General features: G+C 58.0%; 16 protein-coding genes and 4 tRNA genes. 4 read left to right on the top strand and 16 right to left on the bottom strand.

The window, feature by feature from the left end:
- Positions 1–13: 13 nt before the first annotated feature.
- The 8 genes from GNX18_RS03010 to msrB form a co-directional block, all read right to left on the bottom strand.
- Complete coding sequence (locus GNX18_RS03010; RefSeq protein ID WP_138235263.1) at positions 14–787, bottom strand: ABC transporter permease; 774 nt, start codon at positions 785–787, stop codon at positions 14–16.
- Entirely contained in the window at positions 784–1734 is a 951-nt protein-coding gene (locus GNX18_RS03005; RefSeq protein ID WP_138235262.1) for an ABC transporter ATP-binding protein, read from the bottom strand. The genes GNX18_RS03010 and GNX18_RS03005 overlap by 4 nt, the downstream gene beginning before the upstream one ends.
- Positions 1735–1871: 137 nt before the next feature.
- Positions 1872–1947 (bottom strand) — tRNA-Gly (locus tag GNX18_RS03000).
- Positions 1948–1987: 40 nt separating this feature from the next.
- Positions 1988–2063, bottom strand: a tRNA-Glu gene (locus tag GNX18_RS02995).
- 114 nt (positions 2064–2177) lie between these two features.
- A tRNA-Gly gene (locus GNX18_RS02990) sits at positions 2178–2253 on the bottom strand.
- Between the two features lies 1 nt (position 2254).
- Positions 2255–2330 (bottom strand) — tRNA-Glu (locus tag GNX18_RS02985).
- Between the two features lie 248 nt (positions 2331–2578).
- On the bottom strand, positions 2579–3340 hold the full coding sequence (locus GNX18_RS02980) for a DUF1499 domain-containing protein (protein ID WP_138235261.1): 762 nt from the start codon (positions 3338–3340) through the stop codon (positions 2579–2581).
- A gap of 47 nt (positions 3341–3387) precedes the next feature.
- Positions 3388–3795 (bottom strand): peptide-methionine (R)-S-oxide reductase MsrB, encoded by a 408-nt coding sequence (msrB, locus tag GNX18_RS02975; protein ID WP_166215327.1) that lies wholly within the window; start codon positions 3793–3795, stop codon positions 3388–3390.
- A 263-nt stretch (positions 3796–4058) separates the two neighbouring features.
- Between msrB and GNX18_RS02970 the strand changes: the two genes are divergently transcribed.
- Together GNX18_RS02970 and GNX18_RS02965 are read left to right on the top strand one after the other, a co-directional pair.
- Positions 4059–5273, top strand: coding sequence for a pyridoxal phosphate-dependent aminotransferase (locus GNX18_RS02970; RefSeq protein WP_138235259.1), 1215 nt, complete (start codon positions 4059–4061; stop codon positions 5271–5273).
- A 17-nt stretch (positions 5274–5290) separates the two neighbouring features.
- A complete protein-coding gene (locus tag GNX18_RS02965; RefSeq protein ID WP_166215325.1) occupies positions 5291–5686 on the top strand; it encodes a hypothetical protein in 396 nt (131 codons plus the stop codon).
- Positions 5687–5849: 163 nt separating this feature from the next.
- Here GNX18_RS02965 and GNX18_RS02960 read toward each other — a convergent pair whose 3' ends face one another.
- From GNX18_RS02960 to GNX18_RS02940, 5 genes are read right to left on the bottom strand one after another with little or no spacing between them, the layout of a single operon-like run.
- Positions 5850–6785 (bottom strand): class I SAM-dependent methyltransferase, encoded by a 936-nt coding sequence (locus GNX18_RS02960; RefSeq protein WP_166220312.1) that lies wholly within the window; start codon positions 6783–6785, stop codon positions 5850–5852.
- A 3-nt stretch (positions 6786–6788) separates the two neighbouring features.
- Positions 6789–7982 carry an ATP-NAD kinase family protein gene (locus tag GNX18_RS02955; protein ID WP_166215323.1) on the bottom strand — a complete coding sequence of 398 codons (1194 nt, stop codon included), beginning with the start codon at positions 7980–7982 and terminating at the stop codon, positions 6789–6791.
- Positions 7983–7997: 15 nt separating this feature from the next.
- Positions 7998–9128, bottom strand: coding sequence for a 4-phosphoerythronate dehydrogenase (locus tag GNX18_RS02950; protein ID WP_166215321.1), 1131 nt, complete (start codon positions 9126–9128; stop codon positions 7998–8000).
- On the bottom strand, positions 9125–10066 hold the full coding sequence (locus GNX18_RS02945) for a 5'-3' exonuclease H3TH domain-containing protein (protein ID WP_166215319.1): 942 nt from the start codon (positions 10064–10066) through the stop codon (positions 9125–9127). The genes GNX18_RS02950 and GNX18_RS02945 overlap by 4 nt, the downstream gene beginning before the upstream one ends.
- Complete coding sequence (locus GNX18_RS02940; protein ID WP_240914182.1) at positions 10063–10602, bottom strand: elongation factor P hydroxylase; 540 nt, start codon at positions 10600–10602, stop codon at positions 10063–10065. Before GNX18_RS02940 ends, GNX18_RS02945 begins: the two co-directional genes overlap by 4 nt.
- Positions 10603–11171: 569 nt before the next feature.
- Here GNX18_RS02940 and GNX18_RS02935 point away from each other — a divergent pair.
- Positions 11172–11858: a hypothetical protein gene (locus tag GNX18_RS02935; protein ID WP_166215316.1), complete on the top strand. Its 687-nt coding sequence runs from the start codon at positions 11172–11174 to the stop codon at positions 11856–11858.
- 68 nt (positions 11859–11926) lie between these two features.
- Here the strand turns inward: GNX18_RS02935 and tusA are convergent, their stop codons facing one another.
- A complete protein-coding gene (gene tusA, locus GNX18_RS02930) occupies positions 11927–12160 on the bottom strand; it encodes a sulfurtransferase TusA (protein WP_138235252.1) in 234 nt (77 codons plus the stop codon).
- A gap of 157 nt (positions 12161–12317) precedes the next feature.
- Between tusA and GNX18_RS02925 the strand changes: the two genes are divergently transcribed.
- Positions 12318–12602: an antibiotic biosynthesis monooxygenase gene (locus tag GNX18_RS02925; RefSeq protein WP_138235251.1), complete on the top strand. Its 285-nt coding sequence runs from the start codon at positions 12318–12320 to the stop codon at positions 12600–12602.
- On the opposite strand, the gene GNX18_RS02920 is transcribed toward GNX18_RS02925, so the two are convergent.
- A complete protein-coding gene (locus GNX18_RS02920; RefSeq protein ID WP_166215314.1) occupies positions 12580–13236 on the bottom strand; it encodes an alpha/beta fold hydrolase in 657 nt (218 codons plus the stop codon). The two genes, GNX18_RS02925 and GNX18_RS02920, sit on opposite strands and share 23 nt — an antisense overlap.
- A complete protein-coding gene (locus tag GNX18_RS02915; RefSeq protein ID WP_138235249.1) occupies positions 13236–13466 on the bottom strand; it encodes a YheU family protein in 231 nt (76 codons plus the stop codon). Before GNX18_RS02915 ends, GNX18_RS02920 begins: the two co-directional genes overlap by 1 nt.
- Between the last annotated feature and the right edge of the window lie 146 nt (positions 13467–13612).

The raw sequence follows: 13612 nt of genomic DNA, 5'->3' as shown, positions 1-13612 counted from the left end.
GAACCAAATCCAATTAATGACGCAAACGCTTGCCGTGTTTCATCAGATGCAGCGCCCAGCCGGAAAGCAAAGTGATAAACACCAGCACGCCGGCAAAGGCCCAGCCCACATGGATATCGGAAACGCCGAGCACGCCGTAGCGGAAGGCGTTAACCATATACAGGATCGGGTTCAGCTTCGACAACCCCTGCCAGAATGGCGATAGCAGCTCGATGGAATAAAACACTCCACCCAAATAGGTCAACGGTGTGAGCACAAACGTGGGAATGATGGAAATATCGTCGAAGCTGTTGGCAAAAATCGCGTTGATAAATCCAGCAAGGGAAAATAGCACCGACGTCAGGAACACAATCAGGATCGTCACCCCGATATGCTGCACACTCAACGATGTGAAGATCAGCGCGATCAAGGTCACAATAAAGCCGACGATCAGACCGCGGGCCACACCGCCCAGCACATAACCGGCCATTACCACCCAGTTGGGTGTCGGTGAGACCAGCAGTTCCTCGACATTGCGCTGGAACTTGGCACTGTAAAACGACGAAACCACATTGGCGTAGGAGTTGGTGATCACCGCCATCATGATCAGCCCCGGCACCACGAACTCCATATAAGAGAAGCCGCCCATGTCACCGATACGGCTGCCGATCAGCGCGCCGAAGATGACGAAGTACAGGGACATGGTGATGACCGGTGGCACCAGCGTCTGCGGCCAGATGCGGGTAAAGCGCCGCACTTCGCGGCGGAGTATGGTGGAGAAGGAGGTCCAGATCAGTTGCGGGCTCATGACTTCACCTCCTTGTTTGCGGCTTCCTGCATTTTGTTTTGTGCCAGCAGGGAAACAAACAACTCCTCAAGGCGATTGGCGCGGTTGCGCATGCTGGTCACGGAAATATTCTGTGCACTCAAATGCGCGAACAGGTCGGACAGGGACTGCCCCTTCTCTACGGTCACCTCCAGGCTATGCTCGTCCAGACGGCGACCTTCAAAGTCACCAAAGTCCAGCGTCGCACTCAGGATCTCGCGGCTGTCGAGAATGAACACCTCTTTATTCAGGGTCTTGATCAGGGATTTGATCGAAGTGTTCTCGATAATATCGCCCTTATCGATAATGGCGATATTCCGGCACAGGCTCTCCGCCTCTTCCAGATAGTGGGTGGTGAGAATGATGGTGGTGCCCTGGGCGTTAATCTCCTGCAGGAACTCCCACATGGAACGGCGCAGTTCGATATCCACACCTGCGGTGGGTTCATCGAGAATCAGCAGGCGCGGCTCGTGGATCAGCGCGCGGGCAATCATCAGCCGCCGCTTCATACCGCCGGACAGCATACGCGCCTGGGCGTTGCGCTTGTCCCACAGGCCCAGCTTGCGCAGATATTTTTCCGTGCGCTCTTCGGCCAGCGCGCGCGGCATGCCGTAAAAGCCACCCTGGGTGCAGACAATATCGTACACCTTTTCAAACTGGCTGAAATTGAACTCCTGCGGCACCACGCCGAGCATTTGCTTGGCCGCGGGAAAATCCCGGTCGATGTCGATGCCGAAGATCGACACCTCGCCACCAGTCTTACGCACCAGTGAACAAAGAATGCCAATAGTGGTGGACTTGCCGGCGCCGTTGGGGCCCAGCAGGGCGAAGAAATCTCCAGGCTGCACTTCAAAGCTGATGCCCTTGAGCGCCTGGAAGCCGTTGTCGTAGGTTTTTTCGAGGTTCTTGATGGAGAGCGCAGCGGTCATGGTGCCTCCTTAAATGGGTGGCGTTATTCAACGCCCTTGGTCTGCAGATTGCAACGGCGGGACGCTACTTCCGTGCTCTGACAGCACGACCCGGTCCATTGGCAAAAAAAAAGCCGCTCATTGAGCGGCTTTGAAATTGGAGCGGGAAACCGGGTTCGAACCGGCGACCTCAACCTTGGCAAGGTTGCGCTCTACCAACTGAGCTATTCCCGCTTTTTTTGTCATCGAAACTGCTTGCGCAGCCCCGATAAAATGGCATCCCCAAGGGGAGTCGAACCCCTGTTACCGCCGTGAAAGGGCGGTGTCCTAGGCCTCTAGACGATGGGGACAGAAACTTCGCCTTGACTTGGTACTCAAAGCAGCCGGCCTGTCAGACCGGGGTGACAAAACAGAACCTGTCCCGTCAGCTCATACGCCCCTAGAGTGGACGACTGAGCAAAATTTGGAGCGGGAAACCGGGTTCGAACCGGCGACCTCAACCTTGGCAAGGTTGCGCTCTACCAACTGAGCTATTCCCGCGTGGCATCCCCAAGGGGAGTCGAACCCCTGTTACCGCCGTGAAAGGGCGGTGTCCTAGGCCTCTAGACGATGGGGACCCAGAAACCTTCTTGGCATTCCTCACTGCGTTTCGGCAAGTGCGTACTGCGTCGAAGTGGGGCGCATTCTATGGAGACCCCCGGGGGCTGTCAACACTTGGATGAAAAAAAATTTAAGAATTTTTCCTTTGCATACAGGCACTTACCGGACCCCCGCCACAAAGCGCGACAAACGGCAGGCAGCTGCCGGATGAAGATCAACGCGCCAGGGAATAAACGATAAGTACCGGGAGAATCAGCACCTCTCTTCAGCGCCCTTCTGCACGGCTCGTCATCTCCTTCAGGAAAGTGCGAATACGCTGGCCATTACTGCCAAAATCCGCCGCCCTGCTGCGGGAAGCGGACCGGATGTCCACTGTTACGCCCTGCCCCTCCTTTTTCACCCGCACCACCACATCCTCGGTAAAGCCGAGCACCGGGGTGCGCGCCACCGCTTCAAGACGCCCTTTGTTGGGGCTTTTCGCCACCACCCGCCAGCCGAGTTCTTCCGCCACGGAGGCGGCGAGTTCCGTGGCCTCGGCCACGGTCATATTAAGCAGCAGCGGCTGAATATCTTCATAGAGGGGCGAATTGCGCTGTTGACTGGCCACCGCGTCACCCGCGTAATCCGCGCGGTTATCGCCCGGACCGCGCAAAGACAGGACTGCCTCGAACGCCGGCGGGTTCTTCAGGTCAGTGGAGATATCATGGATGGGAGGTGCGCGGAAGTTGTGTTCCCCCACTGTGAACAGCGGAATCGCCACCGGTATCGCGCCCAGAATCGTGGCCCAGAGAGCCGCGCTGCGGGCTTCGGGGTGACGTTTGACCAGCCCCCAGATAAATACCAGTATCGACGCCAGCGCAACGGCGACTGCCGCCAATCCGGCATACTTGAACACCTCAAAGGCGGTCAGGTAGTGCAACAACCCGAGCCGCACCGCCGCCACCGCCAGGGCAATGATGGCAAGCAGCGTCCACTGAACGCGGTACAGCCACCGGCTCCAGTGGCGTTTTCGGGCGGATCGGATCATGGATACCCTCTGGTCAGTGCCTTGCAGTCACATTTTTCGGCTTGCACTCAGTCAGCGCCCTCCTCCCGCCCGGGGTCGAGTTTTACCGACAGTGAATTAACACAATAGCGCAACCCAGTGTCGGTCGGTCCGTCGGGAAACACGTGTCCCAGGTGACAGCCGCAATTGGCACACAGGATCTCGGTACGCTGCATACCGAAGCTGTGATCCGGGCGCTCCTCAATCGCACCGCCGCTGGCCTCTGCGTCAAAGCTGGGCCATCCACAACCGGACTCGAACTTGGATTCCGAGTCAAATAACACCTCACCACAACAGCGACAGCGGTACTGGCCGTCCTCGAAGGTAGCCCAATATTCACCGGAAAATGGCCGCTCGGTACCGCCCTCCCGGCAAACCCGAAACTCTTCAGGAGTCAGGCGCTCGCGCCAGTAGTTATCGTCTTTCTCTTTTGACATACTGTGGTTCCTTTTTCGCCTGATAAGTCAGTATCCAGCGGCACTACCCTGCCCGGCCCAACGCTTAGCAGCAGCACCACGATTATCCACGGTGCCAGATCCGCCCCGCTACCGATAGCAAGCCTACAAGAAAGCCGGATGCAGGTTGGAAAAATTTGCCCACAAGATGGCCTCCCGCAGGCTCTCTTTCAAAAACATCAGTTGGAGACTCTAAACCAGTTGAAGGCTCTCTATCAGTTGAGGACTCTACGAAGTACACAGCAATGAAGGATATTCACAAGTCGGAAAAACTCCACGGCGTCTGCTACGAAATCCGCGGTCCGGTCATGGAGCAGGCATCGCGCATGGAGGAAGAAGGCCACCGGATCATGAAGCTGAACATCGGCAATCCGGCACCATTCGGTTTTAATGCGCCAGACGAAATTCTGCAGGACGTGATCTACAACCTGTCCCAGGCACAGGGCTATGTGGAATCCAAGGGGCTGTTCGCGGCGCGTAAGGCCATCATGCACGAGTGCCAGATCCTCGGTGTGCCGGGAGTCGATATCGACGATATCTATTTGGGCAATGGCGTGTCCGAGCTGATTTCCATGTCCACCCAGGCACTGCTGAATAACGGCGACGAAATGCTGTTGCCGATGCCTAACTACCCGCTGTGGATGGCCGCTACCAATCTGACCGGTGCCAAGCCGGTGCTCTACCGCTGCGATGAGCAGGCGGGCTGGCTGCCGGATATTGACGATATCAAATCCAAGATCACTCCCCGCACCCGCGGTATTGTGGTGATCAACCCGAACAACCCCACCGGCGCGGTGTACCCCAAAGCCCTGCTGGAGCAAATTGTAGAGGTTGCGCAGCAACACAATCTGGTCATTTTTGCCGACGAGATTTATAGCAAGATCCTGTATGACGACGCTGAGTTCACCCCGATGGGCACTCTGGCCCACGATGTGCTGTGCCTGACTTTCAACGGCCTCTCCAAGTCTTACCGCCTGGCTGGTTTCCGCTCCGGCTGGATGATCGTGAGTGGCGCCAAGCAGCGCGCGCGCGGGTTTATTGAGGGCATGGATATCCTGTCGTCCATGCGCCTGTGCGGCAACGTGCCGGCCATGTTCGCGGTGCAGACCGCCTTAGGCGGCTACCAGAGTATCAAGGATCTGGTGCTACCCGGTGGCCGCCTGCGCGAGCAGCGGGATTTGGCGTGGCAGATGCTGAACGATATTCCCGGTGTCAGCTGTGTGAAGCCTCAGGGGGCGATTTATATGTTCCCGCGTATTGATCTGGACCGTCACAAGATAGAGAACGACGAGAAGTTCGTGCTCGATTTCCTGCGCCAGGAAAAAATTCTGCTGGTGCAGGGCAGTGCTTTCCACTGGGATGCGCCGGACCATCTGCGGATTGTGTTCCTGCCGCGGGTGGATGATCTTTCCCATGCGATTGAGCGTTTGGGCAGTTTCCTTGAGCGTTACACTGGTTAATAAGCTGTAAGCGATCAATGTTGGACGATCTGCATATTCACGATTTTTACCGCGATGCGGGACGGATTCTGCTGGCATTGTTTCAGCGGTTTCCGGCCCCGGCCACGATCTACGTGGAAGATATCGCCGGTCCCGACACCCCGGACGAATTCGGCCTTCACTCGCCCCGCCATCTCGCCTGCCTGGGTGCGATGACCTGGCTCAAGCAGTGCGGTTATATCCATTTTTTGCAGTTGGTGCGCCAGGAAGCGATCGAGGATGCGACATTGTCTCACCGGAGTTTTCTGGTGCTGGTGAGTCGCGGGGAGGATGGGATCAGCAACGCTGAGAAGCTGGATCAAGTTGTGCGCGGAGGATCTTCGCCTCAGCTCGAGGAGTTGATGGTGGGGTTGATGGCTCAACTTCAGAGCTAGATCCCAGTGGAACTTCGTAGTCGCCTTATGTGGCGGCAAAGCACCGGGTACGGGTTTTCAGGACCGGGCTAGGCGCCCCCCTTAAATACATCCCTGTTGCCGACGATCCTGAAAACCCGTACCCGGCACTCCACCTTCGATTCAAGAACATGGCTTCGTAGCGCTAAGCGCTTCGACAATACCTCACATGCAGCATCTTTAGCGCCGCATCCGGATCACTATCCGGAAAGTCAGGATTCTGCGGTAACCGTTCAATTACCGAATACCCTGGATTTGCAGAGCTGATTAGTGCACGGAATTCAGCCTCACTGATCCAGGGCGAGTTCACCACCAGCAGCAAATCCGCTTTATCCGCCAGGCAGGCCGGCAGCAGCTCTAGCATCCGAGCGTAATTCTCTCTCACATCGAAACTGCCTTTCTGAAATGTGGGCGGATCCACAACCGCAAGTTGGAAAGGCCCCCGACGGTCATAACTGCGGAAATCCCGCAGTGCATCCTTCGCCAGAAAACTGATGCCCTTCAACGGCAACCCATTCGCACGGTGATTGGCCTCCCCACGTCTAAGCACACCCTTGTTGAGGTCCACATTAAGCACCCCCAACTCACCGGCAGCGCGCGCCACCACCGAAAATGCGCAGGTGAATGCAAACAAGTTGAGCAATTTCAGGTTCTCAACCTGCCCCGCCTTCTCCTGCACCTGTAGCTCCAGCCAGCGGCGTCCGGGCTCGATATCGAGAAAGAAACCAACATTCTGGCGATCAAAAGTCAGTGGAATCTCAAGATCGCCACGCCTCGCTACCGGTGATTCCACCGGCGTGCCGGCCTGCCACACGATGGGCGCACCACGCTCGTAGCGGCGCTGTACCGCAATACCGGTGTAACCAAATGGCTCCGCCAGCGCCCACAGCGATGCTACCAGCACGTCTTCACCGTCATAGGCATCAAACAGCGTTACCAACATTGCCGGGTGATAACTATCGACACAGATACTTTCAAAGCCCGGGTAGCAGCGCCCTCGGCCGTGAAACAGGCGGCGGCTGTCCGACTTTTTTTCTTCCAGTTTGCCGCGCACAACCCGCAACAAAGGTTCCCAATCCATCATTTACTCGCTTGTGTTCTGTGCTGCCGGAACTTCCCCGCTGCCATCGCCAGACAGCGGGTAAAGGATTTCATCGCGGTAGCCGGTAATCACCCGCACAAAGCCGCTCCAGGCTTCATCCAGTGATGGCTCGCCGCTGTCGATCAGCAACGGGCGCCCACCCAGTTCGGTGATTTTGGTTTTGGTGGCAATCACTATCAGATTCTCTCGCCCCACTGCGCGCAATACCTTCGGGCTCAATTGCTGATTGCCGCGGCCGATGAGATGGCCCTGGCCGCCGATGGCGGTGAGAATGATTCTGACCGGGAGATGGGGTTGCGTTGCGCGATGTGAGGCGATGGCCTCCTCGATCTGTGGCGCACTCACGTCGGCAGCCAGCGGATTGCCGTCACACCACAGGTCCACCCCCAACAAGGTGCCCCCCTCCCCCAGTTCGGAAAGCACCGCGAGCGTGGTGGAGCCGGGGCCGACGATGTAGAGCGTCTCCGGGTCGAGATGATGGATTTCCTCCACCACTTGCGCGGCGATATCGGCCACCGCCAGCTCTTCCACCTCACGCCCGGCGTTTTTTACTGCCTGCAGGAAATGCCCCTCTTCCGGCACCAGCAACTCACCGTAGTAACGTGTGCTGACACGTCCCTCGCGGAAGGAGTTCTCGTCGATATCGCGCACTTCCCGCTGGTGCAGGTCCACCAGTTCCCCCGCCATCAGCCGTCGCAATACCTCGCCCCCCGCTCTGGGAGAAATAGCAAAACACGCGGAGTGCATTTTGACTCCGGCAGGAATGCCGAGTACCGGAAAGCTGTCGCCAAGGGCGTTGACCATATTGCGGGCCGTGCCATCGCCACCGGCGAAAACGATCAGGTCGGCACCGGCGTCGCGGATCGTGCGCGCGGCGGCCTCGCTGTCTTCCGGTGTCGAGCGCGCATGCCGTGCGGCCCCCACTACGACTACCTGGAAACCCAGTTCGCGGGCGAGGTTTTCGCCCATATCGCCGGCGAAGGTCACTAGCTCAAGTTGTGGGGTAAAAGGTTTTAGCGCTTCCAGCGCGATGGCCACGCGCTTGTGCGACTGGGGCTGGATGCCCGCTGCCAATGCGCGCTCGACGGTATCGGCTCCATCGCTGCCCTTCAGGCCGGCGGGACCGCCGATGCCCGCCCATGGGTTGATAACAAGTCCGAGTTTTTTCAGTTTCACGGTTCGACCTGATCGTCAATTGAGCCCGAGAATAGCCAGCTGCTTGCGCGCGGCGTCATCCAGGTTTGGTGCCTGTACCTTGAAATGGGAAAACTCAAGGCGCTGTGGGTAGTGCTTGCGCAGCAGGTCGAAGGACCTCACCATGGATTGATCGCCGGCTGCGGCGTCCCGCAGTCGACGGTCATCCGCTCTCGGGTCGTAGACGTTGAGCAGCAGCTCACGAATGGCGGCGAAGCCGGACTGCTCACTGACAACCGGCGGCTTCGCTTTCGCATCGGTGTCCGGCTGCGCCACTTCCGGCCATCCCAGCACGCGGTTGAGCGCATCGCGAATCATACGGGTGCCGGCGAGTTTGCCATCGTGGCTGTAACCGGCGATATGCGGGCTGCCGAGATCCACCCTTGCCAGCAGGTCGGTGCGGATATCCGGTTCGTTTTCCCAAACATCCAGCACGGTGGTGATGTCGGGCTTACCCCGGAGACGCTCAAGCAGTGCCGCATTGTCGATGACAGCGCCGCGCCCGGCACTGATCAACACGGTACCAGGCCTGATCGCAGCGAGAGCCGCGGTGTCAATCATGTGCAGGCTCGGATGCGGACCGTCTTTTACCAGCGGCGCGTGCAGGCAGACAATGTCCTGTTGCAATACAGATTTCAGATCGCTGCTGTCGGGATTTTCGGTTAGCCAGGGATCGTAAACCTTGCACGGGACCTGAAGTGCGTGGAGTTTTTTCTGCAACAGACCACCCACATTGCCACAACCGACGATACCGAAACTGCGCCCGCGCCAGTCAACGTTCAGCGCAGCAAGCGCACAGAATACGTATTCGACCACCGAATTGGCATTGCAACCGGGTGCGGCACTCCAGGCAATTCCCTGTGCCTCCAGCCACGCAGTATCCAGATGGTCGGTACCGATGGTGCAGCTGCCCACGAAGCGCACCGGGGTGCCCTCCAGCAAAGACTGGTTCACTTCGGTGACCGAGCGCACCAGCAACACATCGGCGTCTGCCAGCTGCGTCTGCGACATAGTGCGTCCGGGGATTCTGGTAATTGCGCCCAGATTTCCGAACCAGGTTTCCAACCCCGGGATATTCTCATCGGCGACGATGTTGAGCTGCGGATTTGCATTCCCGTTGCTTTTCATGAAATTACGGACTCCATATGTTCGCGCGCTGAATTTGCATCATTGGAATGCGCGCGGTTGTCCAGCGTGCGGCGGATTTTGTTGGCGAGACCGCCAATGCCGAATTCCTCCGCGAGCGCAATGGCAAACTCCGGCTCCACGGCTTTGCGAGCCAGGCTATCAACCTCAATCGCGAGAGGAACCTCATATTCCAGCTGCGCCAGTTGCCGTGCCATGCGGATCTGTCGGGAATGGCTGGTAATTTTTTCTGCGATGGATTTCGCCCCGCGCAGTTTGAGACTGGCGATCTGCGCGACATTGGCGATCAGGGCTTCCACGTCGGCAAACGCCGCCAGCAAACGCGCCGCGGTCTTGGCTCCGATCCCGGGCACACCGGGAATATCGTCGATGTTGTCGCCCACCAGCGCGAGATAGTCGGGTATCTGCCGTGGCTCCACGCCAAATTTCTGCCGGATACTCTCCCGGTCCAGAATCTCGTTTGCGGCGAAATCCCACAGGCTGGCGGCGCCACAGTCCAGCAGCTGCCCCAGATCCTTGTCGCGGGTGAGCACCAACGGCGCGCGGTCGTTCGCCGCGCACATTCGGGTCAATGTCGCCAGAATATCGTCCGCCTCAAAGCGTTCGCTGGCAAAGCTTGCGATCCCCAGCGCTTCCGCCATCTCACGGCAGGCCGCCAGCTGATATGCCAGGGCCTCATCCGGCAGTGCGCGGCTGCTCTTGTAATCCGGATAAATGTCGTTGCGGAAGCAGTTGCCGAGAGACTCATCAAAGGCACAGGCGATGTGTCCGGGATCGCGGGACAAGACATCCAACAGGAAGTTACTGAATCCATACACCGCCTCGGTACTGTAACCGGAGCGGCTTACCCAGTTGGGAGGTAGGGCAAAATAGTAGCGGAAAATATAGACCGAGGCGTCGATCAGATAAGTCTCACTCACCCGAGATCCTCCAAACGATAGTGTTCCGCTAAAAACGGTTCCGGCTGCGCACAGGCGCGGGCGAGCGCGCCGGCAAACTGGCGGGCCCTGGAGGGCAGGCCGTCGCGGCAGTAGTTCTGCACCTGCTGCCAGATATCGCTTTTGAATACCGCACTGGGGCCGAGCCCGGCATCGAGATTGTCGGCGCTGACGCGGAACTTTAAACCACAGGCGCGGGCAAAGACCCACTCCAGCGCCTGGGGTTTCACTTCTACCCGCTCAAACTCCGCCTGCTGTGCGCTGGAGCGGCCGTCCGGTGCATACCAGTATCCATAGTCAGGCAGTTTCCGGCGCGACTCGCCTGCCACACACCAGTGTGCTGCTTCATGCAGGGCGCTGGCGGGATAATCGCGGGTGAATTCCACCTGATGCCAGCTGGCGCCGTTTTCCGAGGCTGGACGGTAATAAGGTTCTTCAAAGCCGCCCATGAGGCGGGTATTCAACCCGTCCGGCGACGAAAAACAGGTATCGAACACGCTGACTATACGTTCAGTCACCGATTTCTCCGCTGCCTGGTGCGCGGTCGCCCCCTCCGGATGGTACGAAACTTGCTGGTCTTGGATATCTGCCGGGCAAAGGTGTGACAACTGTGGCTCCTGAACCTGTGCCATGAACCGGTGCCAGAAACAGTCGACACCTCATATTGTGAATTGGCGCGGACTATAACAGCGAGCGCGGGGGGATCAAGGCCATGCCCCCATAGGCGAAATACGCAGATCAGTGACGATTCAGCCAATCGGCGCCACCACCTGTGTTTTCGGTGCTGAAAGGCGGGAAAACGAGATAAAGAACCTGCATCCGCCGGTTGTATTTCCACGAATCAGAATATACCTTTGAATACAGGGATACCGGAAACCTGCTGCCGCTCAAAGCGATCATAATGAGGGCTATGGGTGGTTGTTTTCGGTTGCGGTACCGGCTTCCCAGGGAGGCAATAAAGGCGCCTCCGGAGTCAGGATTCGGCGATTGGTCGCCCGGCCTTCGCTCGCTATCTCTGCGCCGGTTGCACTTGATAAGCAGTACAAGACCTTCCCGCCCTACTACCGGCCCTGCAAGGAGGTGCACTATGACCGACCACCGCAACAGCAACGTGGTTGACCTCTTCACCGGCAAGCCTATCGAAACTTCAGAGAGCCGGCGGTTTATTCGCCTATCTCCGGAGCTGGATGGCTTGGAAATGCTCTACTCCAACAATTCCAGCGGAACTGATCTCTACAGTCTGAAAATCCTTTGCTGGGGCCTGCGTGCTAACGGCGAGGTCGTCGGACTGGTTCCCTGGTTGAACTCCATCACCGCCTGCCCGGATATCCAGGATCCCCTGGACGGCCGGTTTGAGGGCTACTACGACCCGGGTATCGAGGAAATTTTCCATGAGCCCCCCATCCACAAGATCGTCGAGCTGGAGACTGCGGCGGAATACTTCGAATTTGAAAGCAACCAAGCGGACGAGGTTGTACAGGAGATCCCCGACACCATTGGTACCCACGCGGTATTCATGGATGCGGACCGGGAGAACCTGACTCTTTCCGAAGTCGTGAGCTGGCGGCTGTTTGCCAGCGGCGAAATCCACGGCATGCTGATTGATCACAGCAGTGTGGAGACTACGCCGGTTCTTCCCGGGGACGATTGCCTGTACTCGGCCCAGGAATCGGAATGTTTCCGCTATTTCTTCCAACACCACATCGCCAACAAGATCAAATCCGAGGACCCGGAGGCCCTGGCCGCGATCGCGGCGCTTGTCACTTCGCCCTAGACACTTCCCACAAATCCAGAAAAGACAAGGGCGACCAGTGGTCGCCCTTGTTGTTTCCGGACAAATAATCATTCCTCAGATTTTCTGATCCAGTACACAAACTCATCGTTCTCCTCCCGGTGTTGCACCAGCTCATAACCGAGAAACTGACAGAATTTAGGCACATCGCGCTGGGTGGAAGGGTCAGTGGCAAACATCTGCAACACCTCACCCGCCGCGACCTTGCGCACCGCAGAGTGAAGCATCATGACCGGTTCCGGGCACAGCAGGCCGCGGGCATCGAGGGTATGGTGTGATTTCATGGGGCTATTGTCGGAGATTTGCCATGGCGCGTCATCCACAAAGACTGACCGGACAGAATAGAGCCGCCTGACGCCTCACCGGTCGCTGTTGGGAAAGACTAGACTGCAAGTTGAGGTGTCACCAGAAGTGCACACCGGCTGAGGATCACAAACACCGATGATTTACGTACTGATTGAACGGGAAATAGCCGAAGATCTGGAAGCGACCTACGAGGAGGCCGCACGGCGACTGCTGACCAATGCCTACCAGACCGATGGCTTTGTCGACGGTCATACCTACACCGAACTCGACAACCCCCGCCGCCGCTTCACCCTGTCCCAGTGGAAGTCTGTCTTGCACTGGCAACAGTGGTACAGCAGCGAACAACGCCGCGAACAGATGGCCCAACTCACTCCCATGCTCGCGCACGAGGAGCGCATCACGATATTGCAGCGCGCATAAACGCTGCGGCCCCATCCGCGGCGGCCCGCCAGTGTTGTAGCTGGGTGAAACCGCTGGCTTTGCGCGGCTTGAAATCGTGGTCACCGTCTTCCAGCCACAACACCTCAATCGCGGAGGACAGCGCATAGCCACCCACCTCTGCACGATCCCCCAACCTGTCCCGGGTTCCCTGCACCATCAGTGCGGGACAATCGAGGCTTTCGAGATGCCCGGTGCGCAAGCTCTCCGGCTTTCCCGGCGGATGGAACGGATACCCCAGGCAAACCACCCCATCCACCCTTCCCGCCCGATGATTTTCCGCCGCCAGCATACTCGCCACCCGGCCGCCCATGGACTTGCCACCGATAAATAACCGCTCTCCTGGGAAAACAGCACGGAAATGCTCGATCTGAGCCTGAAAATCCGCGAGCAATACATCCAGTTTATTCGGCGGCCGCCGCTTACCGGCTTCCCGCCGCTCCGCCATATACGGAAACTCAAACCGGATCACCCCCACGCCCCGCTCTGCCAGCAACGCCGCCAAAGCCTGCATGAAATCACTATCCATCGGCGCGCCAGCGCCGTGTGCAAACAGAAACCAGTTTTCGGGAGCGTCCCGCGGTCGGTCCACCAGCCAGCCATCCAATTCGGCCATCAGTAATCACCATCCCTCGGAATATCTTCCGCCAGAATCAGATTCACCGACTCCTCACCGGGCTCAAACCAGATGACCACGGTCTTTTTCTCCAGCTGACGGCGCAGGCTGGCCACCTTGTTTTCCAGGCTCACCTCCTGCTCACCGTAATCGGTGCCGTCACGAGTGGCATATTCCTCCAGCAGGTTTTGCAGGGTTTCGGGGTCTAATTGGTTATGGGGAATGATCATTTCACTCTCACTACGCGTGAATGTATTTAACGCTTACAAAGCACATGACTCGAACTGAAGGACAGGTGGCGGGGATTCGTTTTCGAAAGCGTCGCAAACAGGGATGTTTGCGACGCAGCGTACAGGGATGAATTTAAGAGGGGCGC

The organism is Microbulbifer sp. SH-1 (assembly GCF_011326135.1).
In the GTDB taxonomy this organism is placed as follows: Bacteria; Pseudomonadota; Gammaproteobacteria; order Pseudomonadales; family Cellvibrionaceae; genus Microbulbifer; species Microbulbifer harenosus.
Note: the sequence above shows the minus strand (reverse complement) of the source record. Positions and strands in the feature narration are given on the sequence as shown.

Bases quoted from the DNA above. Each gene is read 5' to 3' on its own strand.
- tusA (WP_138235252.1), bottom strand. From the start codon at position 12,160: ATGAAATCACACCATACCCTCGATGCCCGCGGCCTGCTGTGCCCGGAA.
- msrB (WP_166215327.1), bottom strand. From the start codon at position 3,795: ATGTCAAAAGAGAAAGACGATAACTACTGGCGCGAGCGCCTGACTCCT.
- GNX18_RS03005 (WP_138235262.1), bottom strand. From the start codon at position 1,734: ATGACCGCTGCGCTCTCCATCAAGAACCTCGAAAAAACCTACGACAAC.
- GNX18_RS02935 (WP_166215316.1), top strand. From the start codon at position 11,172: ATGACCGACCACCGCAACAGCAACGTGGTTGACCTCTTCACCGGCAAG.
- GNX18_RS02960 (WP_166220312.1), bottom strand. From the start codon at position 6,785: ATGGATTGGGAACCTTTGTTGCGGGTTGTGCGCGGCAAACTGGAAGAA.
- GNX18_RS02920 (WP_166215314.1), bottom strand. From the start codon at position 13,236: ATGGCCGAATTGGATGGCTGGCTGGTGGACCGACCGCGGGACGCTCCC.
- GNX18_RS03010 (WP_138235263.1), bottom strand. From the start codon at position 787: ATGAGCCCGCAACTGATCTGGACCTCCTTCTCCACCATACTCCGCCGC.
- GNX18_RS02915 (WP_138235249.1), bottom strand. From the start codon at position 13,466: ATGATCATTCCCCATAACCAATTAGACCCCGAAACCCTGCAAAACCTG.
- GNX18_RS02925 (WP_138235251.1), top strand. From the start codon at position 12,318: ATGATTTACGTACTGATTGAACGGGAAATAGCCGAAGATCTGGAAGCG.
- GNX18_RS02965 (WP_166215325.1), top strand. From the start codon at position 5,291: ATGTTGGACGATCTGCATATTCACGATTTTTACCGCGATGCGGGACGG.
- GNX18_RS02980 (WP_138235261.1), bottom strand. From the start codon at position 3,340: ATGATCCGATCCGCCCGAAAACGCCACTGGAGCCGGTGGCTGTACCGC.
- GNX18_RS02970 (WP_138235259.1), top strand. From the start codon at position 4,059: ATGAAGGATATTCACAAGTCGGAAAAACTCCACGGCGTCTGCTACGAA.
- GNX18_RS02950 (WP_166215321.1), bottom strand. From the start codon at position 9,128: ATGAAAAGCAACGGGAATGCAAATCCGCAGCTCAACATCGTCGCCGAT.